This window comes from Streptomyces sp. SCUT-3 (assembly GCF_014083985.1).
Lineage (GTDB): Bacteria > Actinomycetota > Actinomycetes > Streptomycetales > Streptomycetaceae > Streptomyces_H > Streptomyces_H thermolineatus.
In genome coordinates, this window is sequence record NZ_CP046907.1 from 5,723,888 (window position 1) to 5,749,788 (window position 25,901).

A 25,901-nucleotide genomic window follows, 5' to 3' on the forward strand; every position below is an offset into this window, starting at 1 on the left:
TCCACCCGGCGTCCGGGCAGAGGGCCGGCCCGCGCGGTGGGCGGCGGGGGAGCGGGCCGCTCAGCCGGTGTCGCGGCGGCGCACGCTCTCCACAGCCGCGGAGTCGGCCCTCCCGCTGTGGATCAGGTGCAGGCCGAGGTCGGCCAGCGCCCGGCCCACCGCGAACTCGTCGCCGATCTCGGGGACCGAGGGGTCGTGCGGGTTGCGGCGGGCCTCGCCGAGCCCCTCGATCACGTTGTCCCCGGTGTCGAGCACGGCCCGCGCCCTGGTCAGCGACCCCTCCTCGAAGAGGTGGATGCGCACGGTCCACTCCTTGACGTGCGCCTCGAAGGCGCCGGTGTCGTCACTCATGGTCTCTCCTCCTGCCTCCTGCCGTGACGGAACCGCCCGCCCTACTCGCCCGCGGGGACGACGACCAGCGGGCACCGCGCGCTGTGGACGAGCGTGCGGCCGGTGGAACCCAGCAGCATGCCGCGGAAGCCGCCGCGGCCGCGCGAACCGACCACCAGGCACTGGGCGCCGGTCGCCGCCCGCGTCAGGACGATCGCGGGGCGGCCGCTCAGGACCTCGTGCCGGACCTTGACCTCCGGGAAGCGCTCGCCCTGCCCGGCCAGGGCCTCGGAGATCTCCGCGGAGCCCTCCTCGACGACGCCCTCCACGGCGGTGTCGGACCGCGGCAGCACTTCGACGGCCAGCAGGTCCGTGCCGCGCAGGGCGGCCTCCTCGAAGGCGAAGCGCGCCGCCCGTGCGGCGCCGGGCGAGCCGTCGATGCCGACGACTACGGGCCCGGTGCCCTCCTGCACCCCCGCCCCCGCCCCCGCTTCGGGGTGGCGGACCAGCGCGAGCGGGCAGGGCAGGTGACCGACCAGGGCCGGCCCGACACCACCGGGGGAGAGCAGTTGCTCGAACCCGGCCGGCCGCGTCCCGAGCACCAGCATCGAGGCGTGGTCGGCGGCCTCCCGCAGCACCTGCGCGGGCCGGCCCTCCGCCAGCCGGGTGCTGACCCGCAGGCCGGGGACGCGGGCCGACTCCTCGCGCAGCGCCTCGTCGAGCACGGCCTGCCCGGCCGCCCGGAACTGGGTGGCCCACAGCTCCGCCGGGCGGTCGGAGGCGGCCCGGCGGAGCATTCCCGGGGGCCACTCCTGGGAGTGCAGGATCTCCAGCGGCAGGTGCCGCAGCCGGGCCTCCTTCGCGGCCCACACCAGGGCGGGCCGGGAGGACCCGGAACGTGTGACACCCACGACGACGGGCCTGCCGGTTCCGTTCTCGGGCATCATGGCCTCCTTCCGGGGCGCCGGCGCGTTCCGGGCCCCTCGTGGCAAAGGTCGCGCGCGGACCGGCGGAGGGCCAGAGGCTCATGGCCCGGGGGACCGGGCCGCAGGTCCCTGCCGCCGGCGCGCCCGGCGTCAGTCGTGGGCCACGACGGCCACCGGGCACTCGGAGTGGTGCAGCACGGCGTGCGTGACCGGGCCGACCCGCACGCCCAGGGGCACCCGGTGGATCCGCCGGCCGACCACCACCAGTCCGGCGTCCGCCGCGGCGCCGAGCAGGCCGCGGGCCCTGTCGCCGCGCACCACGCTCTCCTCCAGCCGCAGCTCCGGGTGCCTCTCGGCCCACGGCCGCACCACCTCGTGCAGGTCCTCCCGGACCCTCTCCTCCATCTGCGCCACGGCCCGCGGGTCGACGGTGGCGGGGTCGTACGCCAGCATCGGCGGCGGCTGCCAGACGTGCACGGCGCGCAGCGGCACCTCGCGCCGCAGCGCCTCGTCCACGGCGAAGCCGATCAGGGGGTCGCAGCGGTGGCTCACGTCCAGGCCGACCACCACCGGGGCCCCTCCGCCCGGGGTGCCGTCCTCCTCCGCGGCCCGCGCCGTGGCGCGCACCAGCACCACGGGCCGGCGGGCGCGGGCGAGCACGCCCGCGCTGACCGAGCCGAGGAGGAACCCGGAGACGGCCCCCATCCCCGTGGACCCGAGGACCATCACCTCCGACTCGTCGGCCGCCCCGGAGAGCACCCGCACGGGGACGCCGGAGACCTGCTCGGTGGTCACCCGCAGGCCGCGGTGGCGCTTCTCCAGGTCGGCCCGGGTGTTGAGCAGTGTCTCCTGGACCCAGATCCCCGAGGGGCCCCCGCCGACCGCGCCCACCGGTATCTGCGGGGGCCACTGCCAGACGTTGACCAGTCGCAGCGGCAGGTCGCGCAGAACCGCCTCGCCCGCCGCCCACTGGGCCGCGGCCAGGCTTTCGGGGGAGCCGTCGACACCGACGGTCAGGGGACGGGGCATGGGCTCACCTCTCGGAGGACGGCGGCAGTCCGGGGACCGGCACGGACCGGTGGGGGCCGGTGGGGCCCGGTGGGGCCCGCACGTCCCGGATGCTGCCCGGGGAGCCGCCTTTCACCCGAGGTTTCACCCCTGAAGCACCTAATAGACCTGAAAATCGACTATCCGTCCGGTTTACTCCGTTCGGGGACGGGCAGGGAAAGGGGCCAAGAGCCCCTGCCCGAAGGCACCCCTTCGGGCCCACGTGGACCCACACCGGGGCGAGCAGGGCACAGCGTCCGCGGCGAGGACGAGGAGGAGAGCCCCATGCGAACCTGGCAGCCCCTCGGAGAAGCCGCTCTGCGGAAACTGGTCCTGGCTGCCGAGGCCGCACCGTCGATCCACAACTCCCAGCCGTGGCGCTTCCGCTACCACCCCGACACCGGCGCGCTGACCGTGCACTCGGTGGAGGAGCGCGTCCTGCCCCACCTCGACCCGCTCGGCCACGCCCTGCACCTCTCGATCGGCGCGGCCCTGTTCAACCTCTGCGTGGCGGCCCGCCACCTGGGCCACGAGCCCGTCGTGCGCCTGCTGCCCGACCCGGCCTCGCCCCACCTGCTCGCCTCCGTCCACATGACCGGCCATCCGGAGGCCGGCGCGCGGGCCGGCCCCGACCTGTACGCGGTCATCCCCGAACGCCACACCAGTCGGGTCCCCTTCGACGACGAGCCGGTCCCCGGGGAGGTCCTGGCCGAGCTGGTGGAGGCCGCGCGGGAGGAGGACGCGACCCTCCACTTCCCCGAGCCGCAGGAGAAGCAGCGCCTGCTGGCCCTCACCTCGGAGGCGGACCGGCGCACCACCATGGACCCCGACCGGACGGAGGAGAGCCGCCGCTGGGTGCACGCGCCCGACAGGAGCGGGGCGGGCATGCCGCAGGAGGTGCTGGGCGCGCGCGACACCGGTGCCCACCTGCCGATGCGGGACTTCACCGGCCTCGCCCCCGACACCCTCCCTCCCCGCCGCGCCTTCGAGCGGAACCCCACCATCGGCCTGCTGGCCACCAGGAACGACCATCCCGAGGACTGGCTGCGCGCCGGAATGGCCCTGGAGCACGTGCTGCTCCTGGCCACCGCCCACGGCCTGCGCGCCTCCCTGATGCACCAGGCCATGGAGTGGCCCGACCTGCGATGGGCCCTGCGGGACCCCGAGCGCGGAATCCTGAACGCGCACATGCTGATCCGGATGGGCCGCGCGGACACCCACCCGGGCACCCCCCGCAGGCCGCTGCGGGAGGTCCTGGAGACCGGGGCCCTCCAGGAACGCTCCCCCTGACACCCGATCCGCGGTCCGCCGGCCCGTCGGCGACCGGCACGGGCGAAGCACGAGGACCCTGTCATGGCAGATTCCGGCGAGAGGCCCCCGGACGCCGGGCCGACGGCGGCGGGGGGACAGGGGGCCGCGCGGCCTGCGTGGACCGGGGGCAGGGTGTCCGCGGCGGTCGTGGGGGCGCTGCTGGCCGTGGCCGCCGTCGGCTTCCTGGCCGGCGGCGGCGTGCTGCTGTGGGCCGACCGCACCCAGCGGGAGGACGGCTACCTGACCACGGAGCCCCGGTACTACGAGACCGGCGGGTACGCGCTGGTCGCCGACGCGGTGCGGCTGGACTCCGGCCCCGGCGCCCTCGGCGCCCGGATGCTCGGCGACGTCCGGGTCCGCGCCACAGGGATCGACCCGCAGGAAGCGGTCTTCGTGGGCATCGGCAGGGACGAGCAGGTGCACGGGTACCTGGCCGGGGTGCGGCGCAGCATCCTGGGGCAGGACCCCGAGAACTCCCCCTACGCGTCCCCGCGGCCCGGGGGCGCCCCGACCGTGCGGCCGGCCGACGCCGGCGTGTGGACCGAGCAGTCCCGGGGGCGGGGGACCCGGACGCTGGTGTGGCCGGCCCGTGACGGCCACTGGTGGATCGTGGCGATGAACGCGGACGGCTCCCCCGGGGTCGGGGTCGAGGCGGACGTGGGCGCCACCGTGCCGGCCCTGCCGTGGATCGCCGCGGGCCTGCTGGCCGGCGGCACGGTCCTGCTGGCCGTCGGCGCCGGGACGATCGCCGTACCGGTCCGGCGCGCCTCCCGCTCCTCCCGCGCCGGCCCCGGCGACCCCGGACCGGGCGGTCCCGGTTCCGGTTCTGCCGACCCCGGTCCCGGACCCGGCCCTGCCCGATCCGGCGGCCACGGCGGCCCGGCCTGACGGCCCGTCCCGTCCGGCCCGCGGACCGGTGTGACACCGGCCGCGGAGGTTGCCTATGATCCGGACCGCGCGCCGTCCGCGGTCGCGGCGCGCCGGTCGCACGGGACCGCTCCGGGACGGACCGGGCACACGGGGGAGCGGGTCGGCGTGGACGCGGGACAGCACGGTGCGCTGCGGCACGGCGCGGGCGGGTTCCGCGTCGTGGCCACCGACCTGGACGGAACGCTGCTGCGCAGCGACACCACGGTCTCCCCCCGCACCCGGCACGTGCTGCGCCGGGCGGCGGACCTGGGCGTGCACCACGTCGTCGTCACCGGCCGCTCCGCCTCCGGGTGCCGGCCGATCCTGGACGCCCTCGGCTACCGGGGGCTCGCCGTGTGCGGGCAGGGCGCGCAGGTCTACGACTCGGGTGCGCACCGCCTGCTGTCCTCCGCGACGCTGGACCCGGTCCCCGCGCGCACGCTGGTGGAGCGCGTCGCCGCGCTGACCGGGCCGCTCGACCTGGCCGTCGCCACCTCGGGCCTCGACGGCGAGTTCGTCGTGACCGAGGGGTTCCCCAGGGGCGACGAGGCCGCCCTGACGCCCTTCCGGACGGTGCCGGGGCACCGGCTGTGGGAGCGCCCCGTCGACAAGGTCTTCCTGCGCCACGCCACGCTCCCCGACGAGGAACTCGTGGCCGTGGCCTCCCGGCTGTGCGACACCACCGTCACCGTCACGCACTCCGGCCCGCGGATGGTGGAGGTGCTGCCGGCGGGTGTCGACAAGGCGGTCGGCCTGGCCCGCGTGGTGCACGGCCTGGGGCTTCGCAGCTTTGACGTCGTCGCCTTCGGAGACATGCCCAACGACATCCCCATGCTCGACTGGGCCGGGCACGCGGTCGCCATGGGCAACTGCCACCCCGGGCTGAAGGAGGTGGCGGACGAGGTCGCACGGTCCAACGACGAGGACGGCGTGGCCGTGGTCCTCGCACGGCTGCTCGGCATCCCTCTGCCCGCCGAGGACGCCGACCCCGGAGACCCCGGTCCCGAGGACCCCGACCCCGGTGAGCCGGCCGCCGTCGCGCCCGGCGCCGGGCTGCCCGGCCCCCGGCGGGCCGACGCCGTGCACGGCGGGGCGGGGGAGCCGCTCTACCAGACGTCGCCGTCGCGCCAGTCGCAGACCAGCCCGCCCGACAGGTCCAGCGGGACCGCCGGCGCGAAGACGTGGACACAGCCGTCCTCGTCCGCGGTGCGCACCACCCCGTCCGGGGTGAGGGCGGATGTCGGCCCCCGCCACCGCTGCCAGCCGCGGGACGCGTAGAACTCCGCGGCCCCGTCGGCGGCGGCCAGCGCGCCCAGGTCGTACGCGCCGCGCACCACCCGCTCCAGCGCCTCCATCACGGCCGCGCCGTGGCCCCGGCCGCGCCGGTCCGCGCGCACGCCGACGGCCTCGACGTAGCCCGTCCGCAGCGCCCGCCCGCCGTGCAGCAGCCGCCGCTGGACCAGCGAGGCGTGCCCGACCAGCTCGGTGCCCTCCCACACCAGGGCGTGCACCCCGCCCAGGGCGTGCTCCCAGTCGTGGTCGTCCAGGTCCCCCTCGAAGACGTCGTGGAGCAGGACCCGTGCCTCGTCGAGGACGGCGGCGTCCAGGTCGGCGGTGTGCGCGGTGCGTAGCTCGGCCATGCGGGCCATCCTGGCACCCGGCGGGCGCGTGCGTCCCCCGGAGGGCGGATCCCGGGGGCGCGGCCGCGGACCCGGCTCCCCGGCGGCGGGGTCAGCCGCGGTCCCAGGAGGCGAGCCGGTACATCTGCAGCACCGCGATGGGCAGTTCCGCGGTCGCGGGCGAGCCGTCCGCGCGGACGCGGACCCGCGGTGGGTCGGTCAGGCGGTCCCGGATGTCGAGGGTCTCGCCGGGCGCCCTCTCGGGATCGGCGCCCTCGCGCAGGGTCCAGGTCTGCCGGCTGGCGGCGAGGACGACCGGGTCGCCCTCGGCGGCCCGCTCGCACACGATCTCGTGCGCGTGGTCGGGGTCGAGGCAGTCCAGGGCGGCCATCTCGACCGCGCGGTACTCCAGGAACTCCCCGGCCTCCCGGGGGCCGATGACGGGGTCCAGCGCGGTCGGCGGGTGCGGGCGGCTGTGGTGGTGGTCGGGTACCGGCATCGGAGGTCTCCGGGTCGGGCGGCACCGGGCCGGCGCCACGGAGCGGACGGTCTTCCTCCACGACCCCTGCCCGGTTCCGGCCGGCCTCACCCCGCCGGACGGGTGCACCGGGCCCCGAGGGGGAGCGGCGGGACGGGCCCGCGCGGCGCGGGATCCGCCGGAGCCTCCCCGCGTCCGCTTCACCCGCTCGCCGGGTTTCCCCGCGCCCCCGGCGGTAAGCCGGTCAGGAGGCCGTACGGAGGCGGGACCGCGTACGGAGGCCAGTACCGCGATCGGAGGGCCGTGTCCGTGAAGGTGTCCGACTACATCCTGCAGCGGCTGCGCGAGTGGGGGGTGGAGCACGTCTTCGGCTATCCGGGGGACGGGATCAACGGCCTGCTGGCGGCGTGGGGGCGGGCGGGGAACCGGCCGAGGTTCGTCCAGGCCCGGCACGAGGAGATGGCGGCCTTCCAGGCCGTCGGCTACGCGAAGTTCTCCGGGCGGGTGGGGGTGTGCGCGGCCACCTCCGGCCCGGGCGCGATCCACCTGCTCAACGGCCTGTACGACGCCAAGCTCGACCACGTGCCCGTGGTCGCGATCGTCGGGCAGACCGACCGCAGCGCGATGGGCGGCTCCTACCAGCAGGAGGTGGACCTGCTGAGCCTGTTCAAGGACGTCGCCGCCGACTTCTGCGAGATGGCGACGGTGCCCGAGCAGCTGCCCAACCTCGTCGACCGGGCGGTGCGCACCGCGTACGCCCGCCGCACGGTCACCGCGGTGATCGTGCCGGGAGACGTCCAGGACCTGGAGTGGTCCCCGCCCACGCACGCCTTCAAGATGGTGCCCTCCAGCCTGGGGGTGGCGCAGGCCGCGCCGGTCCCCGCGGACGGGGACCTCGAGCGCGCCGCGCAGGTGCTCAACGCCGGGGAGAAGGTGGCCGTCCTGGTCGGCCAGGGTGCCCGCGGCGCCCGCGAGGAGGTCGAGCTGGCCGCCGAGGTGCTGGGCGCCGGAGTGGCCAAGGCGCTGCTGGGCAAGGACGTCCTCCCCGACGACCTGCCCTTCGTCACCGGCTCGATCGGGCTGCTGGGCACTCGCCCCTCGTACGAGATGATGCGCGACTGCGACACGCTGCTGGTGGTCGGCTCCAGCTTCCCCTACACGCAGTTCCTCCCCGAGCTGGACCAGGCCCGCGCGGTGCAGATCGACATCGACCCGTTCATGGTCGGACTGCGCTACCCGTTCGAGGTAAACCTCGTCGGGGACGCCCGCGCCACGCTGGAGCGCCTGCTGCCGCTGCTGCAGCGCAAGACCGACCGCTCCTGGCGCAGGACGATCGAGGCCGGCACCGCCCGCTGGTGGGAGGTGATGCAGCGGCGCGCGGCCGTGGAGGCGCGCCCGGTCAACCCCGAGCACGTGGTCCACGCCCTGGACGCGCTGCTGCCCGACGACGCGATCGTCACCGCCGACTCCGGCTCGGCCGCCAACTGGTACGCCCGCCACCTGCGGCTGCGCGGCCGCATGCGCGGCTCGCTGTCCGGCACCCTGGCCACCATGGGCCCGGGCGTGCCGTACGCGATCGGGGCGAAGTTCGCCCACCCCGACCGCCCGGCGATCGCCCTGGTCGGCGACGGCGCCATGCAGATGAACGGCATGGCCGAGATGATCACCGCGGCCAAGTACCACCGCGAGTGGGCCGACCCCCGGCTGGTCGTGGCGGTCCTGAACAACCAGGACCTCAACCAGGTCACCTGGGAGATGCGCGCCATGGAGGGGGCCCCTCGGTTCGAGGAGTCCCAGCACATTCCCGACTTCCCCTACGCCGACGTCGCGGCCGCCTTCGGCCTGGGCGGCATCCGGGTGGAGGGCCCGCAGGGGGTCGAGTCGGCCTGGCGGCAGGCGCTGTCGGCCGACCGGCCCTTCGTCGTCGACTTCCGCACCGACCCCGCCGTGCCGCCGATCCCCCCGCACGCGGACTGGGACCAGATCCAGGCCGCCGCCTCCGCGGTGCTGCGGGGCGACAGCGACCGCGCGGGCATGCTCCGCCAGGGGGTCATGGCCAAGGTCCAGGAGTTCCTCCCCGGGGGCGGCGGGCGGCGGAACGGCCCGGACGGCCCCGGCGACGAGGGCCGGTGAAGGACGGAGGCACGCCATGACCGTACTGGTGGGACACGCGGGCCGGCACGGTTCCACCCGCGGCATCGCCGAACGGATCGGGGAGCGGCTCGCCGGGCACGGCGAACGGGTCGAGGTCCGCCCGCTGGACGGGGCCGTGGACCCCGGAGGCTACGAGGCGTTCGTCCTCGGCAGCGCGGTGTACGACATGGCCTGGCTGCCGGAGGCCGCCGACTTCGTGCGCCGCGGCTTCGGGGCGGGGCGGACGCCCCCGGTGTGGCTGTTCAGCGTCGGCGCGGCGGACGCCCTGGGCCTTCCGCTGCGGTCGTACGCGGCACGCAAGGAGGAGGGGCGCCTCTTCGCGTACCTGACCGGGCTGCGGCCTGGCCTGCACCCCCGCAGCGTCCGGTTGTTCTCCGGCGCCGTCGCACGGGAGCACCTCCCGCCCGCCGGGCGCCTGTTCCTCAGGGCGACGGGGGGCCGCTACGGCGACCACCGCAACTGGCCGGAGATCGACGCCTGGGCCGACTCCGTCGCCCGGGAACTGGCGGCCGGGGCGGCCCGGCCCTGACCGGCCCGGACGCAGGGCTCCGGACGCGGGGCTCCGGACGCAGGGTCCCGGACCCCACCACGCAGCCCCGCCCCGACGCAGCCCCGCCTCGACGCAGCCGCCCCACCGCGCAGCCCGCCCCACGACGAAGGGAGCCGTTCCATGGCCCAGTACCCGTCCCAGTACCCGTCCCCGTCGGCGCTCGCCCGCCCGGTCGTCGGCTCGTACCCGACGTACCCCGGCGCCCAGCGGGCCGTCGACTTCCTGTCCGACAGCAAGTTCCCGGTGGAACGCACCGCGATCATCGGCTCGGACCTGCGCATGGTCGAGACCGTGCTCGGCCGGCTCACCCGGGGCCGGGCCGCGCTCGCCGGCGCCGGGGCCGGAGCCTGGTTCGGGCTGCTGGTGGCCCTGCTGCTGGCGGTGTTCGCCGCGGGCGGGGTCAACGTGCTGCTGCTGGTGCTCAGCGGGCTCGCCTACGGTGCGGTCTTCGGCGCGGTGTTCGGCTTCGCCGGCCACGCGATGAGCGGGGGGCAGCGCGACTTCGCCTCGCGCAGCCAGATCGTGGCCGCCCGCTACGACGTCGTCGCCGACGAGGAGGTCGCCGACGAGGCCAAGAACCTGCTGATCAAGCTCGCCTGGCGGGAGGACTGAAGCCTCCCGGCAGCCGTCCTCCCCACGCGCCCCGCACGGCGGCCCCCCGTCCGCGCGGGGCGCGCGCACGTCACCGTATCGGCCGCACATGACACCGCACCGGGACCGCAGGACTGCTACCAAGGGCAGTGAGGGCCGTCCCACGGGTCCTCACCGCACACCTCCCGAGGAGGTACCCCCATGGAAGCAGCACCGTCGACCGCGGCAGGCACCGCGGACGCCCCCGCCCCGGCGGACGGCGAGGAGCCCGTGATCCACATCCTCTGGATCAACGCGGGGCTGAGCTGCGACGGCGACTCGGTGTCGCTGACGGCCGCGATGCAGCCGAGCATCGAGCAGATCGCGCTCGGAGCCCTGCCCGGCCTGCCCCGGATCGCCGTGCACTGGCCGCTGATCGACTTCGAGTGCGGCCCCGTGCAGGGCGCGGACACCTTCATCGAATGGTTCTTCAAGGGGGAGCGCGGCGAGATCGACCCCTTCGTCCTGGTCGTCGAGGGCTCGATCCCCAACGAGGCGATCAAGCCCGAGGGCTACTGGTGCGGCTTCGGGGACGACCCGGAGACGGGCCAGCCGATCACCACCAGCGAGTGGATCGACCGGCTCGCCCCCAAGGCCCTGGCCGTCGTCGCCATCGGCACCTGCGCCACCTACGGCGGCATCCACGCGATGGCCGGCAACCCCACCGGCGCCATGGGCGTGCCCGACTACCTCGGGTGGGACTGGAAGTCCAAGGCCGGCATCCCCATCGTGTGCGTGCCCGGCTGCCCCATCCAGCCCGACAACTTCGCCGAGACCCTGACCTACCTGCTCCACCAGGCCGCCGGGTCCGCCCCGATGATCCCGCTGGACGACAAGCTGCGACCCACCTGGCTGTTCGGCGCCACCGTCCACGAGGGCTGCGACCGCGCCGGCTACTACGAGCAGGGCCAGTTCGCGACCGTCTACGACTCGCCCAAGTGCCTGGTCAGGCTCGGCTGCTGGGGGCCCGTCGTCCGGTGCAACGTCCCCAAGCGGGGCTGGATGAACGGCATCGGCGGCTGCCCCAACGTCGGCGGCATCTGCATCGCCTGCACCATGCCCGGCTTCCCCGACAAGTTCATGCCGTTCATGGACGAGCCCCCCGGCGGCAAGCTCTCCAGCGCCGTCAGCTCCGCCTACGGGGGGGTCATGCGCAAACTGCGCTCGATCACCGCCGAGACCGTGGACAAGGAGCCCAAGTGGCGCCGCAGGGGCGACGAACTGACCACCGGTTACCGGCCGCCGTGGTGAACGCCCCCGCCGCGCCCCCGCCGCGGTCCGCACCTCTTTGCTCGACACCCCGACCCACGGTCTGAAGAAGGGCACGGCACACACGATGGCAGCACCGACGCAGGCGGCCGGAGACGGCAGCGGCCTGGTGGAGATGGCCTGGGACCCGATCACCCGGATCGTGGGCAGCCTCGGCATCCACACGAAGATCGACTTCAAGCAGAAGAGGGTCGCCGAGTGCTACAGCACGTCCTCGGTCTTCCGCGGCTACAGCGTCTTCATGCGCGGCAAGGACCCCAGGGACGCGCACTTCATCACCAGCCGCATCTGCGGCATCTGCGGGGACAACCACGCCACCTGCTCGGTGTACGCGCAGAACATGGCCTACGGGGTGCGGCCGCCGCACCTCGCCGAGTGGATCATCAACCTCGGCGAGGCCGCCGAGTACATGTTCGACCACAACATCTTCCAGGAGAACCTGGTCGGGGTCGACTACTGCGAGAAGATGGTCCGCGAGACCAACCCGGGCGTGCTCGAGCTGGCCGAACGCACCGAGGCGCCGCACGCCGGCGACCACGGCTACCGCACGATCGCCGACATCATGCGCTCGCTCAACCCCCTCGAGGGCGAGTTCTACCGCGAGGCGCTCCAGGTGAGCCGCTACACGCGGGAGATGTTCTGCCTCATGGAGGGCCGCCACGTGCACCCCTCCACGCTGTACCCGGGCGGGGTGGGCACGATCGCCTCCGTCCAGCTGTTCACCGACTACCTCAGCCGGCTGACGCGCTACGTGGAGTTCATGAAGCGCGTCGTCCCCCTGCACGACGACCTGTTCGACTTCTTCTACGAGGCGCTGCCCGGCTACGAGGAGGTCGGCCGGCGCCGCGTCATGCTCGCCTGCTGGGGCGCGCTCAACGACCCCGAGCACTGCGACTTCACCTACCGCAACATGACCGACTGGGGCCGGCGGATGTTCGTCACCCCGGGCATCGTCGTCGACGGCGAGCTGGTCACCAGCGACCTCACCGAGATCAACCTCGGCATCCGCATCCTGCTCGGCAGCTCCTACTACGAGGACTGGGAGGGCCGGGAGCTGTTCGTCGAGCGCGACCCGCTGGGCAACCCGGTCGACCCCCGCCACCCGTGGAACCAGCACACCGTCCCCGCCCCCCAGAAGCGGGACTTCGACGGCAAGTACAGCTGGGTGATGTCCCCGCGCTGGTTCGACGGCAAGGAGCACCTGGCGCTGGACACCGGCGGCGGCCCCCTGGCCCGCCTGTGGTCCACCGCCCTGTCCGGCCTGGTCGACACCGGATACGTCAAGGCCACCGGCCACAGCGTCGTCATCAACCTGCCGCGCACCATGACCCGGCCGGAGACCACCTTCGAGTGGAGGATCCCGCGCTGGAGCAACGCCCTGGAGCGCAACCGCGCCCGCACCTACTTCCAGGCCTACACCGCCGCCCTGGCCCTGCACTTCGCCGAGAAGGGCCTGGAGGAGGTGCGGGCCGGGCGCACCCAGACCTGGGAGAGGTTCGAGGTGCCCGACGAAGCCGTCGGCGTCGGCTTCACCGAGGCGGTGCGCGGCGTGCTCTCCCACCACATGGTGATCCGCGACGGGAAGATCGCCAACTACCACCCGTACCCGCCGACCCCGTGGAACGCCAGCGTCCGCGACAGCTACGGAACCCCCGGCCCCTACGAGGACGCAGTGCAGAACACCCCGATCTTCGAGGAGAACCCGCCCGAGGACTTCAAGGGCATCGACATCATGCGGGCCGTGCGCAGCTTCGACCCCTGCCTGCCGTGCGGCGTCCACATGTACGTCGGCGGCAGGACCGTGCAGACGATGCACGTGCCCACCGGACTGAGCGGCCTGGCCGGATGAGCGCGGTGACGGACACCGCCCCGCGCAGGGACGCGGCGGCGGACGCGGCACGGACCGGCCGGCGCGTCGAGGAGGTCCTGGACCGCCTGGCGGCGGACGGCGACCGGCGGGCGTGCGAGGCCGCCGAGGAACTGGTGCGCGTCCTGATGGACTTCTACGGCGCCGGACTGGCCCGCATCCTCGCCCTGCTCGACGGGGACGGCGGCGGCGCCCCGGCGGCGCCCGGCGGCAGCCCCCTGGACCGCCTGCTGGGCGACGAACTGGCCGGCGGGCTGCTGGCCCTGCACGGCCTGCACCCCGAGGACGTCCGGACCCGCATCGGGCGGGCCCTGGAGAGCGCCGGGAGCCCCCTGGAGGCGGCGGGGTTCGACGAGCCCACCGGCACGCTGCGCCTGCGGTCCTCCGCCGTCGGCTGCGGGTGCCCGGGCAGCACGCAGGCGGCCCTGCGGGCCGTCGAGGACGCACTGGCCTGCTTCGCCCCGGAGGTGACCTCGGTGGAGACGGAGCCGCGGGCCTCCGGCCCGGCGGAACCGCCGCTGCTGCAGATCACCGCCCGCCCGCCCGACGGCGCGCCGGGCCCGGGCGGAACGGGGGAACGGCCGTGACCGGCGCGTCCCGCACGGCGTCCGACCGCCCCGCGGCCGCCCCCCGGGGCCTGCGGAGGTTCACCGGCCCGCGCCCCCCGCGGCAGGAGCGGTGCGAACTGTGCACCGCGCCGCTGGCCGACGGCGGCCACCGCCACCTGGTGGACACCGCGAACCGGGCGCTGGCGTGCACCTGCACCCCGTGCGCCCTGCTGTTCGACCGGCCGGGCGCCGCCGGCGGCCGCTTCCGCACGGTCCCCGAGCGGTACCTCGCCGACCCGGACCACGGCCTCGACGACAGCACGTGGGAGGCACTGGGGATCCCGGTCGGCGTCGCCTTCCTCTTCCGCAACAGCGCCCTGGACCGGACGGTCGCCCTCTGCCCGAGCCCGGCCGGCGCCACCGAGAGCGAACCGTCCCCCTCGGCCTGGCGGGACGTGCTCCGCGCCACCCGCCTGGCCGGGACGATGGAACCGGACGTGGAGGCACTGCTGCTGCGCCGCACGGACGGACGCACCGAGTGCTACCTGGCGCCGGTCGACGTCTGCTACGAACTGGTGGGCCTGATGCGCCTGCACTGGCGGGGCTTCGACGGCGGGCAGCAGGCGCGGGCGGGCCTGGAGTCCGTCTTCGACCGCGTCCGCGCACGGGCCCGGCACGTGCGGAAGGAGCGCATGCCGTGACCAGGTTCTCCTTCGCCTGCACCGGCGTGCGCGCGGACCGGTACGCGGCCGGCCCCACCCTTGTCCTGCGCCTGCGGATCACCGCCTCCCCGGGGAAGCGGGTCCACGCGATGGTCCTGCACTGCCAGATCCGCGTCGAACCGGCCCTGCGCGGCTACGCGGACTCCGAGGCCGCCCGGCTGGCCGACCTGTTCGGCGAGCGCTCCCGCTGGGGCAGCACGCTCAAGCCGCTGCAGTTCGCGCAGGTCTCCCTCACCGTCCCGGCCTTCACCGGCGAGACGGAGGCCGACCTCGCGGTGCCCTGCACCTACGACACCGATGTCGCCGCCTCCCGCTACTTCGAGGCCCTCGAGGACGGCGAGGTGCCCCTGCTCCTGCTCTTCTCCGGGACGGCGTTCACCGGCGCCGCCGGATTCCGGGTGGAACCGGTCCCCTGGGACCGGGAGGCCACCTGCCGGATGCCGGTGGCGGTGTGGCGGGAGATGATCGAGCAGCACTTCCCCGGCGCCGGCTGGATCCGCCTGTCCCGCGACGCCATGGACGCCCTGCTCGGCTTCCGCTCGCGAAGGGCGCTGCCCTCCTGGGAGGCGACCGTGCGGGCACTGCTGGAGGACGCCGGCGCACCGCCGGCCGCCGGGAGGGTGCCGCGATGACGGCGACCGCACCGACGCACCCCGGATTCGCCGCCGCCCGCCAGGTGGCCGACGCCCTGCTGTTCGAGGGCTACGTGCTCTACCCGTACCGGGCCTCCGCCGCCAAGAACCGGCTGCGCTGGCAGTTCGGGGTGCTCGTGCCGCCCGGGTGGGGCGCCGACAGCGGCGAGCACGACTTCCAGAGCACGCAGGTCCTGATGGAGCCGCGGCGCGGTGCCACGCTCTTCGTCCGGCTGCGCTTCCTGCACGTCCGGCGGCGCACCGTGCAGCGGCTCCGCCCCGGCGGCCGGTTCGAGACCGTCCCCGCCCTGGAACTCGAGGACCGGGTCCTCACCCCCTGGGACGAGGGGGTCGAGGAGCAGGTCGAGGTGGCCGTGCCGGCGGAGGAACTGGCCGGCGCGGGCCGCTCGCTGCCCTTCGACCGGCCGGCCCGCGAGGAGACCGAGGCCGTGCACGACGCGGACGGGCGCACGGTGGGCCGCCTGGTGCACCGGCGCGAGCGGGTCACCGGCCTCCTGCGGCTGTCCGCGGACCCGCTCGCGGGCCCGTACGCGGCGGTGCGGCTGACCGCACGGGTGGAGAACACCGGCGGCCTGCCGCCGGGAGGGCCCGCCGCCCGCCGCGAGGACGTCCTGCCGCGCTCACTGGTCGCCGCCCACCTGCTGCTGGGCCTGGACGCGGGGGCGTTCCTGTCCGCGGCCGACCCGCCCGAGTGGGCCCGGGCGGCCGCCGCGCAGTGCGAGAACCTGCACACCTGGCCGGTGCTCGCGGGACCCTCCGGCGGCGCGGACGTCGTGCTGTCGTCCCCCATCGTCGTGGAGGACCACCCGGCCGTCGCGCCCGAGAGCCCCGGCGCCCTCTACGACGCCACCGAGATCGACGAGATCCTCGCCCTGCGCACCGCCGCCCTGACCGACGAGGAGAAGCGGCAGGCGCGCGGCACCGACGCACGGGCGGCCGCCGTGATCGACCTGGCCGACTCGATGCCCCCCGAGGTCCTGGAACGGCTGCACGGCGCCGTGCGCTCCCTGCGGGAGGTCACCGCGGCGGACCGCGCCACCGAGGCGGACCGCGCCACCGAGGCGGACCGGACGGGCACCGGCTCCGGTCCGGGCGCCCCCTCCGCCCCGGACACCCCCTGGTGGGACCCCGCCGCGGACCGGGACGTCGACCCCGTGCGCGACCGGGTCCTGGTGGACGGCCGGCCGGTGGGCGCCGGCAGCCGCGTGCTGCTGCGGCCGGGACCGCGGCGCACCGACGCGCAGGACCTGTTCCTGCACGGGCGGAGCGCGCGGGTCGAGGCGGTGCTCCACGACGTCGACGGCGGGGTGCACCTGGCCGTGACCGTGGAGGGCGACCCCGGGACGGACCTGCGCCGCGAGCAGGGCCGGTTCTGGTACTTCCAGCCCGACGAGGTCGCACCCCTGGAGGACGCGTGAGCACCGCCGGCCCGCCCGCCGCCCCCCGGGGGCGCGTCCTGGTCGCGGGGGTGGGCAACGTCTTCCTCGGCGACGACGGCTTCGGGGTGGAGGTCGTCCGCCGCCTGTCCGCGCACCCGCTCCCCGAGGGCGTCGAGGTCGTGGACACCGGCGTCCGCGGACTCCACCTCGCCTACCGGATGCTGGACGGCTACCGCACGGTGCTGCTGGTGGACGCCACCGCGCGCGGGGGCGCACCCGGCACCCTCTACCTCGTCGACGCCACCGGCGGGGGCCCGGGCGGCCCCGGCGGCGCGGTGCTCGACGGGCACCGCATGACCCCGGACACCGTGCTCGCCCTGCTGGACACGCTCAGCGCGGGCACCGGCGCCGACCGCCCGGGGCGGGTCCTGGTCGTCGGCTGCGAACCGGCCCGCACCGAGGAGGGCATCGGGCTCAGCCCGCCGGTCGAGGCGGCGGTGGAGGAGGCGGTGCGGCTGGTCCTGCGCACCGTGCGGGAGGACGGGGGACCGCGGACGGCGCCGCCGGACGCGGCGGAACCGGTGGCCGGCAACCAGTGAGACCGGCAACCAGTGAGAGGAGACACCACCATGCGCAGGACCATCGCGGTCGCGGTCGTGGCCGCACTCGTAGCGGCCTTCGTGCAGGCACTGCCCGACATCAGGCGCTACCTGCGGATCCGCTCGATGTGAGGGCGGCCGTCCCGTACCGTCCGTCCGCCCTGTACCGCGTCCGTCCGCCCCGCGCCGCCCCGCCCCCGAACGGGGCACACCGCACCGCGGCGGCGGCGCGGCTGAACGGCCGCGTCCCGGCCCGGCCGTTCAATGGGGCCGGGCGGACGGGCCGCACCGGAGAGAGACCGATGCATGAGATGTCCATCGCGCTGGCGGTCGTGGAACAGGTGGAGCAGGCGGCACGGGCCGGCGGCGCCACCGGGGTGGCCGGCGTGCGGCTGCGGATCGGCGAACTCGCCGGAGTGGTCCCCGACGCGCTGAGCTTCTGCTTCGAACTGGCCTGCGCAGGAACCCTGCTGGAGGGCGCCGAACTGGAGGCGGAACAGGTGCCGGCCCGGGCCCGGTGCGGGCCGTGCGCCGACGAGTGGGCGGTCGGAATGCCGCCGCAACTGTGCTGCCCCCGCTGCGGCACGGCCGCCGCCGGACTGCTCTCCGGCCGGGAACTGCACATCGCCGCAGTGCACTGGGCGGACGGGGACGTCCCGCCGCACGGAAGGACCCCCGGGGACGGCCCCGGGGGAACAGGAGGGGGAACGGCCCCCGTACCGCCCCGCGAGGAGTGTTGAGCATGTGCCGTGTCACCGACCTGCAGCAGGCCGTACTCGCCAAGAACGACGCCTGCGCCCACGCGCTCCGCGCGAACCTGGCGCAACGCGGGACCGCGGTGGTCAACCTGCTGTCCAGCCCGGGCAGCGGGAAGACCGCCCTGCTCGAACGGGAACTGGTCCTGGCCCGGGAGCGGGGAGTGCCGGTGGTCGCGCTGACCGCCGACCTGGCCACCGAGAACGACGCCGTCCGCCTGGCCCGGTCGGGCGTCCCGGTCAAGCAGGTGCTCACCGACGGGCTGTGCCACCTGGAGGCGGGGATGCTGGGCAGCCACCTGACCGGCTGGCTGCCCGGGGACACCCGGCTGCTGTTCGTCGAGAACGTCGGCAACCTGGTCTGCCCCGCCTCCTACGACCTCGGCGAGTCCCTGAGGGTGGTGCTGGCCTCGGTCACCGAGGGGGAGGACAAGCCGCTGAAGTACCCGACGGCCTTCGGAACGGCCCACCTGGTGGTGGTGACCAAGACCGACATCGCCGCCGCCGTCGGCTTCGACGAGGACGCCTTCCGCGCCCACGTCGAACAGGTGAACCCCGGGGTGGAGGTGCTGCTGACCTCCGCCCGCACCGGGGAGGGGGCCGGCCTCCTGCTGGAGCGGGCCCTGGCGGCAGGCGACGGCGGCCCCGTCCACGCCCCGGTCATGGCCGGGCCACCGCAGCACCACGGGCACGACCACGGCGGGCACGACCACCACGACCACCACGGGCCGGTCGCCGGTGCCGCGTCCCGCCGCGGCGCGGAGGGGACCGGGGAGTGACGGCCGGCCAGGAGGGCACCGCGGTCGCCGAGGCGGTGCAGCGGCGCCGCGTCACGGTGCGGGGCGTGGTCCAGGGGGTCGGGTTCCGCCCGTTCGTCCACGCGCTCGCCACCGGACTGGGCCTGGCCGGGCACGTGGCCAACACCGGCGAGGGCGTCGTCGCGGAGGTCGAGGGCCCGCCCGGTGCCGTGGCCGCCTTCTGCGACCGGCTCGCCGCCCAGGCGCCGCCGCTGGCCGTCGTGGAGTCCGTCGACCACCGGGAGGTCGCCGCCACCGGCGGCACCGGCTTCGCCATCCTCGCCTCCCGGGCGGGCGGCGCGGGCCGCACGCTGGTGCCCCCGGACACGGCCACCTGCGGCGACTGCCTGGCCGAACTGGCCGACCCGGCCGACCGCCGCCACCGCCACCCCTTCATCACCTGCACCCACTGCGGGCCGCGCTTCACCATCGTCACCGGGCTGCCCTACGACCGGGCCAACACCACCATGGCCCGCTTCCCGATGTGCCCGGACTGCTCCCGCGAGTACGCCGACCCCGCCGACCGCCGCTTCCACGCCCAGCCGGTGTCCTGCCACACCTGCGGCCCCCGCCTGCGCCTGCTGGTGCGCGGCGCGCGCCCCGGCGGCGCCCCCCGGCAGGAGACCGGGCCGGACCCGGTGGCCCGGGCCCGGCGCCTGCTCGCGGACGGCGCGGTCCTCGCGGTCAAGGGGTTGGGCGGCTACCACCTCGCCTGCGACGCGGAGAACGCCGGCGCCGTCACCCTGCTGCGCCGCCGCAAGGCCCGCGGGGACAAGCCGTTCGCCCTGATGGCCCGCGAGGTGTCCGACGTTGCGCACCTGGTGCACGCGGGCCCGCAGGAGCGGGCCCTGCTCACCGGCACCGTCAGACCCGTCGTCCTGCTGCGCCGCCGCACGGGCACCGGCCCCCGGGGCGGCATGAACGGCACGAACGGCACGAACGGGCCGGCCCCGCGGCCGGCCGACGCCGTCGCCCCGGCCGCGCCGGACCTGGGCGTCATGCTGCCCTACACGCCGCTGCACCACCTCCTCCTCGGGCTTCCCGGCGACCCGCCCGGGCCGCGCCTGCTCGTCATGACCAGCGGGAACCTGGCCGGTGAGCCGATCGTCACCGACGACGCGGAGGCGCTGGAGCGGCTGGCCCCGCTGGCCGACGCCTGGCTCGCGCACGACCGCGGGATCCACGTCCCGTGCGACGACTCGGTGGTGCGCGTGTGCGACGGCGAGGTGCTGCCGGTGCGCCGCTCGCGCGGCTACGTCCCCTCCCCGCTGGAACTGCCCGTACCGGTGCGGGCGTCGCTGTCCGTCGGCGGGGACCTGAAGAACACCTTCTGCCTGGCCCGGGGACGCCGCGCCTGGTTGTCCGGGCACGTCGGAGACATGGACGACCTGGCGACGCAGACCGGGTTCGAGCGCGCCGAACGCCAACTGGAGGCGATCACCGGGGTGGTGCCGGAGGTCCTGGCCGCCGACCGGCACCCCGGCTACCGCTCCGGGCAGTGGGCGCGGCGCCGGGCCGGCGGCCGTCCGGTCCTGGGCGTGCAGCACCACCACGCGCACGTCGCCGCCGCCATGGCCGAGCACGGCCTCGACGGCAGCCGCCCGGTGATCGGCGTCGCGTTCGACGGCACCGGCTACGGCGACGACGGCGCGGTGTGGGGCGGCGAGGTCCTGGTGGCGGACTACGACGGGTTCCGCCGGCACCTGCAGCTCGCCTACGTGCCGCTGCCCGGCGGCGACGCCTGCGTACGCCTCCCGTACCGCACGGCCCTGGCGCACCTGCGCGCCGCGGGGATCGACTGGGCGGACGACCTGCCCTGCACCGCCGCCTGCCCCGGGCCCGAACGCCGGCTCCTGGCCCGCCAGCTCGCACGGGGCCTCAACTGCGTGCCCGCCTCCAGCATGGGCCGGCTGTTCGACGCGGTGTCCTCGCTGGCCGGGGTGTGCCACAGGGCCGGGTACGAGGCCCAGGCCGCCGTCGAACTGGAAGCCGCGGCGCTGGCCGCGCCCGGCGACGACGCGCCCGGCTACACCTTCGCGCTGCGGCCCGCGTCCCCCGGCGCCGGTGCGGCCGGTGCGGCCGACCTGGTCGCGGACCCGGCGCCGCTGCTGTCGGCGGTCGTCGCCGACCTGCGGGCGGGCGCCGGAGCGGCCCGGATCGCGGCGCGCTTCCACCGCGCGGTGGCCGGCCTCGTCCGCAGCGCCTGCGCCGCGGCGCGCGAGCGGCACGGCGTGGAGACCGTCGCGCTGACCGGGGGAGTGTTCGCCAACGCCCTGCTCTCCTCGGCCTGCGCCGGTGCGCTGCGCCGGGACGGCTTCACGGTCCTGCGCCACCGCCTCGTACCGCCCAACGACGGAGGACTGGCCCTCGGCCAGGCCGTGGTCGCAGCCCGGGCCGGCGCCCCGCCGGCGGGCGGGCGGGCCCCCTGACCGCGGACCCGCGGCAGGAGCGGCGGACCGGACCCACCGAGCAGAGGAGGACCCTTATGTGCCTGGCCGTACCGGGCAAGGTTGTGGAGATCGGGGAGCGGGACGGAACCCGAACGGCCACCGTCGACTTCGGCGGCGTGGTCAAGGAGGTGTGCCTGGAGTACCTGCCGGACCTGCGGGTGGGCGAGTACGCCATCGTCCACGTGGGGTTCGCCCTGCAGCGGCTGGACGAGGAGTCGGCCCGGCGCACCCTCGCCCTGTTCGAGGAACTCGGGATGCTCCAGGAGGAGTTCGGCGACCCCTGGGAGGCGGCCGCCGGGACGGACGGCGCGCCGCCCTCCCCGGCCGGCGGCGCCGGCGGCGAAGCGGGCGGCGGAGACGGAAACGGCACGACCGAGGAGGCACGGCAGTGAAGTACGTGGAGGAGTTCCAGAACCCCGAGGCGGCCCGGCGCCTGCTCGACGACATCCACGCCACCGTGACACGCCCGTGGGCGCTGATGGAGGTGTGCGGGGGCCAGACCCACAGCATCATCCGGCACGGCATCGACCAACTCCTGCCCGACGAGGTGGAACTGATCCACGGTCCGGGCTGCCCGGTGTGCGTGACCCCGCTGGAGGTCATCGACAAGGCCCTGGAGATCGCGTCCCGGCCCGGGGTGATCTTCTGCTCCTTCGGCGACATGCTGCGGGTGCCCGGCAGCGACCGGGACCTGTTCCGGGTCCGCGGCGAGGGCGGCGACGTGCGCGTCGTCTACTCCCCGCTGGACGCGGTGCGCATCGCGCAGGAGAACCCGCGGCACGAGGTGGTGTTCTTCGGCATCGGCTTCGAGACCACCGCGCCGCCCAACGCCATGACGGTCCTCCAGGCCCGCCGGCTCGGCGTCACCAACTTCAGCATGCTGGTCTCCCACGTCAGGGTCCCCCCGGCCATCGAGGCGATCATGCGCTCGCCGGAGTGCCGGGTGCAGGCGTTCCTCGCCGCCGGGCACGTGTGCAGCGTGATGGGCACCGGCGAGTACCCGGACCTCGCCGACCGGTTCGGGGTGCCGATCGTGGTGACCGGCTTCGAGCCGCTGGACGTCCTCGAGGGGGTCCGCCGCGCCGTCCGCCAGTTGGAACGGGGGGAGCACACGGTGGACAACGCCTACCCGCGGGCGGTGCGCCCGGAGGGCAACCCCGCCGCGCGGGCCGTGCTGGAGGACGTCTTCGAGGTGACGGACCGCTCCTGGCGCGGCATCGGCGTCATCCCCGGCAGCGGCTGGCGGCTGTCCCCCCGCTACAGCGAGTTCGACGCGGAGCACCGCTTCCCGGTGTCCGGCATCGCCACCCGCGAGCCCGCGGCCTGCCGCAGCGGCGAGGTCCTGCAGGGCCTGCTGAAACCGCACGAGTGCGAGGCGTTCGGCACCGCGTGCACCCCGCGCACCCCCCTCGGGGCCACCATGGTCTCCAGCGAGGGGGCGTGCGCCGCCTACTACCTCTACCGCCGCCTCGGCGGCACCCCGGCACCCCTGGAGGCGAGCCCCGTTGCCTGAGACCACTTCCGGCGCCGCACCCGGCGCCACCACCCTCCCCCCGGACGCCGCCCTCCTTCCGGACGACGGCGGCGCGCGGCCCGCCCCGGACTTCTCGGGCTGGACCTGCCCCGCCCCGCTGCGGGACCACCCCCGCGTGGTCATGGGCCACGGCGGGGGCGGCGCGATGTCCGCGGAGCTGGTCGAGCACGTCTTCGCCCCCGCCTTCGGCGGCCGGGTGCTGTCCGAACTGGGCGACGCCGCGGTCGTCCCGCTGGGCGGGGCGCGCCTGGCGTTCTCCACCGACTCCTTCGTGGTGCGGCCGCTGTTCTTCCCCGGCGGCAGCATCGGCGACCTCGCCGTCAACGGCACCGTCAACGACCTCGCCATGCGCGGTGCGCGGGCCGCCTACCTGTCCTGCGGATTCGTCCTCGAGGAGGGCGTGGAGATGGCGACGGTGGCCCGGGTGGCCGAGGCGCTGGGCGCGGCCGCCCGCGCCGCCGGCGTCGAGGTGGCGACCGGCGACACCAAGGTGGTCGAGGCCGGCCACGGGGACGGCGTCTACGTCAACACCGCGGGGATCGGGCTCGTCCCGGAGGGCGTCGACCTGCGGCCCCAGCGCGTCGTGCCGGGGGACGTGGTGATCGTCAGCGGCGCGATCGGCGTCCACGGCGTGGCGATCATGAGCGTCCGGGACGGCCTGGAGTTCGGGGTGGAGGTCGTCAGCGACTGCGCTGCCCTGGGCGGGCTGGTGGAGGCCGTGCTGGCGGTCACCCCCGACCTGCACGTACTGCGCGACCCGACGCGCGGCGGGCTCGCCGCCGCGCTCAACGAGATCGCGGCGGCCTCCGGCACCGGCGTGGTACTTCAGGAGCGCAGCATCCCGGTCCCCCCGGCCGTGGCCAACGCCTGCGCCGTGCTGGGACTGGACCCGATGCAGGTGGCCAACGAGGGCAAGCTCGTGGCGTTCGTGCCGCGCGAGCACGCCGACGCGGTGCTGGCCGCGATGCGGGAGCACCCCCTCGGCAGGGACGCCGCCGTCATCGGGGAGGCCGTGGAGGCGCACCCGGGCATGGTGGTGGCCCGCACCGGCCTGGGCGGCACCCGGGTGGTCGACCTGCCGGTCGGCGAGCAGCTGCCGCGCATCTGCTGACCCGCACGGGACATCCCGAGCGCGGAGGAGCGGCGGCCCCGGAACCGGGGCCGCCGCTCCTCCGCGCCGCGGCCGCGCTGGGTCAGCCGGGCCTGCGGTCGGCGGAGGAGTCCTGCGGGTCGACGCCGGTGAAGGCCGAGGACTTCTTTCCGCCGGGGGCCGCCGCCGTCCGGTGAAGCCGCCCGGTGGCGCCGGCTGCGGTCCGGCTCGTGCCGGTGGCCGAGCGCCTGGCCGCGCAGCCAGTGCCGCATCAGGCAGCGTTTGCCCTGTCGGCGACAGCGTGTGGGCGCCGGTCGTCGGCGTGGTCGGTGCCGTCGAGGGCGAAGTGGCGCAGGGCGGTGAACCGGGCTTCGATCCGGTTGAGCCAGGAGCTGTTGGTGGGGGTGCAGGCGATCCCGACGTTGTTCGCCGTCGCCCGGGTACCGACCCGCCGGCACTTCTTCGTCGTCAGGTGCGGGGAGAAGTTGTCACAGGCGATCGCGATGCGGACCTCGGGCGGGCAGAGGCTGCGCAGGCAGCGGCAGGACTCCAGGAACCGGGTGCGCTTCTTGACCGGTTTGATGTGGCCGTAGAGCTTGTCCTTGGTCGGTTCCGGGGCGGCGAACAGGTGCCGTGTTCCGCCGTGGCGGTTGTAGGCCGCCCGCCGCCTGCGACGTGGTTGGCGACCTTGCCGAGACCGGCTGATGATCCGCCAGGCGCGCGGCTCCCTCCGTGCGGTGGTCGGATCGCCGCCCGGGAGACGTAACAGCCGTAACGTCCGGCACTGTCAGCCCAGGAAGTCCGTCAGGCGGTCGTTCAGCTGCATCGGCGCGGTGAGTGGCAGGGAGTGGTGGGTGGCTCCGGGGAGCAGTGCCACCTCGCCCTGCGAGAGCGTCCGGCGGGCCCTGTCGGCGACCTTGACGGCATGGTGGGCGCGGCTGTGCTCCGCGAGCAGGACCAGCACCGGCATGCAGAGGTCGGCGGCCCGCGGCCGGCCACCGACGACGAGCTTGCGGCCGGGAACGGTCGTGGCCAGCGAATAAAGGCGCTGCCAGGTCTCGTCCAGGTTGATGTCTGCCGTCTCCCAGGCCAGGAAGGCGCGAGCGCGGGCCTCGCTCGGGCGGATCAGGGTGGGCAGTGCGCGCAGCAGGTAGCCGGGGCGGAACCCGGCGAAGACCTGGGTGGGGTCGACAAGGGCGAGGCGGCCGACCCGCTGCGGTGCATGCAGTGCGTACCTGACAGCCAGCCAGGCGCCGTACGAGTGCCCGCACAGGTGTGTGCGGGCGAGCCCAAGCCCGTCCAGCAGCGCATCCAGCCAGGCCGTCAGGTCGTCGCCGCTCTTCAACGGTGTGCCCCGGCGTTCGGTGCGGCCGGCGTCACCCACCAGGTCAACCGCATGGACCCGGTACCGCTCGCCGAGTGCCGGTGCGTTGGCGAACCAGACCAGGCCTGTGGCGGAGCCGCCGGGCAGCAGCACCAGTGGGCTGCCGTCTGCCTGGCCGTACACATGGACGCGGGTGCGCCCGTACGGCGTGGCGACATCGCGTTCCTCGGTGGACTCGGGCCAGCGGGCGCGAAGCTCGTTGTAGGCAAGGTCGAAGGCGGACAGGGACACGGGCATTCCTCTCGCTGAGCGATAATCTCGGTCAGCGAGATATTATGCAGGGGGCCGAGGGAGCGTGTATGGACGATCAGAGCCCGGGGATGCGGTTGGTTCACTTGCTGCGCGCGGTCACTGTGGAGTTTGAGCTGCTCGGCGCCGAGTTCGCCGCGCGCCACGGGCTGCATCCCACCGATGTTCGCGCGCTGATCCACTTGCTGGACGCGGCACGGGCCGGTACCCGTGCCACGCCCGGGTGGCTCGGCGAGCAACTGCGCCTGAACTCTGCCGGGACCACCGCCCTTGTGGATCGGCTGGAGCGGCTCGGACTGGTCCGGCGCAGCAGGGACACTGCCGACCGGCGACGCGTGCTTCTCGAGGTCGAGGAGAAGGCCGTGAAACTCGGGTGGACCTTCTTCGGGCCAGTGATCGGCGAGGTGGTGGCGGCCGCGGAAGGTTTCGAGGCGGGCGAGTTGGAGACGGTGCGTCGCTTTCTGACCGCAGTACTGGAGTCCGCCGGGCGGGCGCGTTCGGTTTGACAGGGCTTTGGTCCCGGCAGTTCGACGGTCCGCCGATGTCGAGAGGGGCGGCAGCACGTGACCTACTCCTCGTCCTCCTCGTCCTCATCGTCCTCGGCGGCGTCCGGGGCGCGCAGTGGGCGCAGGCCCCGGCCGGGGGCGCCGG

Annotated in this window: 25 protein-coding genes and 2 pseudogenes; 20 read left to right on the forward strand and 7 right to left on the reverse strand. The window is 75.3% G+C overall.

The features are described 5' to 3' along the window. Positions 1 to 60: 60 nt before the first annotated feature. From GQS52_RS25305 to GQS52_RS25315, 3 genes are all read right to left on the reverse strand, one after another. Complete coding sequence (locus tag GQS52_RS25305) at positions 61 to 351, reverse strand: dsRBD fold-containing protein (RefSeq protein ID WP_182315835.1); 291 nt, start codon at positions 349 to 351, stop codon at positions 61 to 63. 41 nt (positions 352 to 392) lie between these two features. After that, the gene (locus tag GQS52_RS25310) at positions 393 to 1,274 is read right to left on the reverse strand and encodes a universal stress protein (protein WP_182315837.1); all 882 of its coding nucleotides are present in this window, start codon (positions 1,272 to 1,274) and stop codon (positions 393 to 395) included. A 132-nt stretch (positions 1,275 to 1,406) separates the two neighbouring features. Further along, a complete protein-coding gene (locus GQS52_RS25315) occupies positions 1,407 to 2,285 on the reverse strand; it encodes a universal stress protein (protein ID WP_182315839.1) in 879 nt (292 codons plus the stop codon). Between the two features lie 303 nt (positions 2,286 to 2,588). Here GQS52_RS25315 and GQS52_RS25320 point away from each other — a divergent pair, with 303 nt between their 5' ends. From GQS52_RS25320 to GQS52_RS25330, 3 genes and pseudogenes are all read left to right on the forward strand, one after another. After that, complete coding sequence (locus GQS52_RS25320) at positions 2,589 to 3,593, forward strand: nitroreductase family protein (RefSeq protein ID WP_182315841.1); 1,005 nt, start codon at positions 2,589 to 2,591, stop codon at positions 3,591 to 3,593. 63 nt (positions 3,594 to 3,656) lie between these two features. After that, positions 3,657 to 4,502 carry a hypothetical protein gene (locus GQS52_RS25325; RefSeq protein ID WP_182315843.1) on the forward strand — a complete coding sequence of 282 codons (846 nt, stop codon included), beginning with the start codon at positions 3,657 to 3,659 and terminating at the stop codon, positions 4,500 to 4,502. Positions 4,503 to 4,703: 201 nt separating this feature from the next. Then, positions 4,704 to 5,456, forward strand: a pseudogene (locus GQS52_RS25330) (Cof-type HAD-IIB family hydrolase); the annotation flags it as partial. Positions 5,457 to 5,629: 173 nt separating this feature from the next. Here the strand turns inward: GQS52_RS25330 and GQS52_RS25335 are convergent. After that, a complete protein-coding gene (locus GQS52_RS25335) occupies positions 5,630 to 6,163 on the reverse strand; it encodes a GNAT family N-acetyltransferase (protein ID WP_182315845.1) in 534 nt (177 codons plus the stop codon). A gap of 91 nt (positions 6,164 to 6,254) precedes the next feature. After that, positions 6,255 to 6,641: a hypothetical protein gene (locus tag GQS52_RS25340; protein ID WP_182315846.1), complete on the reverse strand. Its 387-nt coding sequence runs from the start codon at positions 6,639 to 6,641 to the stop codon at positions 6,255 to 6,257. 288 nt (positions 6,642 to 6,929) lie between these two features. Between GQS52_RS25340 and GQS52_RS25345 the strand changes: the two genes are divergently transcribed. The 16 genes from GQS52_RS25345 to hypE all read left to right on the forward strand — a co-directional run bounded on the left by GQS52_RS25345 (position 6,930) and on the right by hypE (position 23,638). After that, positions 6,930 to 8,753, forward strand: a complete 1,824-nt coding sequence (locus tag GQS52_RS25345; RefSeq protein WP_182316726.1) for a thiamine pyrophosphate-requiring protein — start codon at positions 6,930 to 6,932, stop codon at positions 8,751 to 8,753. 16 nt (positions 8,754 to 8,769) lie between these two features. Next, positions 8,770 to 9,303: a flavodoxin domain-containing protein gene (locus GQS52_RS25350; protein WP_182315848.1), complete on the forward strand. Its 534-nt coding sequence runs from the start codon at positions 8,770 to 8,772 to the stop codon at positions 9,301 to 9,303. 141 nt (positions 9,304 to 9,444) lie between these two features. Beyond that, positions 9,445 to 9,936, forward strand: a complete 492-nt coding sequence (locus GQS52_RS25355) for a general stress protein (protein ID WP_182315850.1) — start codon at positions 9,445 to 9,447, stop codon at positions 9,934 to 9,936. 180 nt (positions 9,937 to 10,116) lie between these two features. Then, positions 10,117 to 11,205, forward strand: a complete 1,089-nt coding sequence (locus tag GQS52_RS25360) for a hydrogenase expression protein HypE (protein ID WP_182315852.1) — start codon at positions 10,117 to 10,119, stop codon at positions 11,203 to 11,205. An 85-nt stretch (positions 11,206 to 11,290) separates the two neighbouring features. Then, positions 11,291 to 13,072 carry a nickel-dependent hydrogenase large subunit gene (locus tag GQS52_RS25365; RefSeq protein WP_182315854.1) on the forward strand — a complete coding sequence of 594 codons (1,782 nt, stop codon included), beginning with the start codon at positions 11,291 to 11,293 and terminating at the stop codon, positions 13,070 to 13,072. Continuing rightward, positions 13,069 to 13,677 (forward strand): hypothetical protein, encoded by a 609-nt coding sequence (locus tag GQS52_RS25370; protein WP_182315856.1) that lies wholly within the window; start codon positions 13,069 to 13,071, stop codon positions 13,675 to 13,677. Before GQS52_RS25365 ends, GQS52_RS25370 begins: the two co-directional genes overlap by 4 nt. After that, positions 13,674 to 14,339 (forward strand): DUF5947 family protein, encoded by a 666-nt coding sequence (locus GQS52_RS25375; RefSeq protein WP_182315858.1) that lies wholly within the window; start codon positions 13,674 to 13,676, stop codon positions 14,337 to 14,339. The genes GQS52_RS25370 and GQS52_RS25375 overlap by 4 nt, the downstream gene beginning before the upstream one ends. Next, the gene (locus GQS52_RS25380; RefSeq protein WP_182315860.1) at positions 14,336 to 14,992 is read left to right on the forward strand and encodes a DUF6084 family protein; all 657 of its coding nucleotides are present in this window, start codon (positions 14,336 to 14,338) and stop codon (positions 14,990 to 14,992) included. Before GQS52_RS25375 ends, GQS52_RS25380 begins: the two co-directional genes overlap by 4 nt. Continuing rightward, positions 14,989 to 16,431, forward strand: coding sequence for a hypothetical protein (locus GQS52_RS28070; protein ID WP_259370968.1), 1,443 nt, complete (start codon positions 14,989 to 14,991; stop codon positions 16,429 to 16,431). Before GQS52_RS25380 ends, GQS52_RS28070 begins: the two co-directional genes overlap by 4 nt. Beyond that, positions 16,428 to 16,991 carry a hydrogenase maturation protease gene (locus GQS52_RS25385; protein WP_259370969.1) on the forward strand — a complete coding sequence of 188 codons (564 nt, stop codon included), beginning with the start codon at positions 16,428 to 16,430 and terminating at the stop codon, positions 16,989 to 16,991. Before GQS52_RS28070 ends, GQS52_RS25385 begins: the two co-directional genes overlap by 4 nt. A gap of 302 nt (positions 16,992 to 17,293) precedes the next feature. Continuing rightward, on the forward strand, positions 17,294 to 17,731 hold the full coding sequence (gene hypA / locus GQS52_RS25390; protein ID WP_182315863.1) for a hydrogenase maturation nickel metallochaperone HypA: 438 nt from the start codon (positions 17,294 to 17,296) through the stop codon (positions 17,729 to 17,731). Between the two features lie 2 nt (positions 17,732 to 17,733). Next, positions 17,734 to 18,525 (forward strand): hydrogenase nickel incorporation protein HypB, encoded by a 792-nt coding sequence (hypB, locus tag GQS52_RS25395; RefSeq protein ID WP_182315865.1) that lies wholly within the window; start codon positions 17,734 to 17,736, stop codon positions 18,523 to 18,525. After that, a complete protein-coding gene (hypF, locus tag GQS52_RS25400; RefSeq protein WP_182315867.1) occupies positions 18,522 to 20,972 on the forward strand; it encodes a carbamoyltransferase HypF in 2,451 nt (816 codons plus the stop codon). The genes hypB and hypF overlap by 4 nt, the downstream gene beginning before the upstream one ends. A gap of 56 nt (positions 20,973 to 21,028) precedes the next feature. Further along, positions 21,029 to 21,385 carry a HypC/HybG/HupF family hydrogenase formation chaperone gene (locus tag GQS52_RS25405; RefSeq protein WP_259370970.1) on the forward strand — a complete coding sequence of 119 codons (357 nt, stop codon included), beginning with the start codon at positions 21,029 to 21,031 and terminating at the stop codon, positions 21,383 to 21,385. Continuing rightward, on the forward strand, positions 21,382 to 22,506 hold the full coding sequence (hypD, locus tag GQS52_RS25410) for a hydrogenase formation protein HypD (RefSeq protein ID WP_182315869.1): 1,125 nt from the start codon (positions 21,382 to 21,384) through the stop codon (positions 22,504 to 22,506). The genes GQS52_RS25405 and hypD overlap by 4 nt, the downstream gene beginning before the upstream one ends. 142 nt (positions 22,507 to 22,648) lie before the next feature. After that, positions 22,649 to 23,638: a hydrogenase expression/formation protein HypE gene (gene hypE / locus GQS52_RS25415; RefSeq protein ID WP_182316727.1), complete on the forward strand. Its 990-nt coding sequence runs from the start codon at positions 22,649 to 22,651 to the stop codon at positions 23,636 to 23,638. 250 nt (positions 23,639 to 23,888) lie between these two features. Here hypE and GQS52_RS28470 read toward each other — a convergent pair. Together GQS52_RS28470 and GQS52_RS25420 are read right to left on the reverse strand one after the other, a co-directional pair. Then, positions 23,889 to 24,302, reverse strand: a pseudogene (locus GQS52_RS28470) (transposase); the annotation flags it as partial. 102 nt (positions 24,303 to 24,404) lie between these two features. After that, positions 24,405 to 25,238, reverse strand: a complete 834-nt coding sequence (locus GQS52_RS25420) for an alpha/beta hydrolase (protein ID WP_182315871.1) — start codon at positions 25,236 to 25,238, stop codon at positions 24,405 to 24,407. A 62-nt stretch (positions 25,239 to 25,300) separates the two neighbouring features. On the opposite strand from GQS52_RS25420, the gene GQS52_RS25425 reads away from it, so the two are divergent. Further along, the gene (locus GQS52_RS25425) at positions 25,301 to 25,756 is read left to right on the forward strand and encodes a MarR family transcriptional regulator (protein WP_182315873.1); all 456 of its coding nucleotides are present in this window, start codon (positions 25,301 to 25,303) and stop codon (positions 25,754 to 25,756) included. The last annotated feature ends 145 nt before the right edge of the window (positions 25,757 to 25,901 follow it).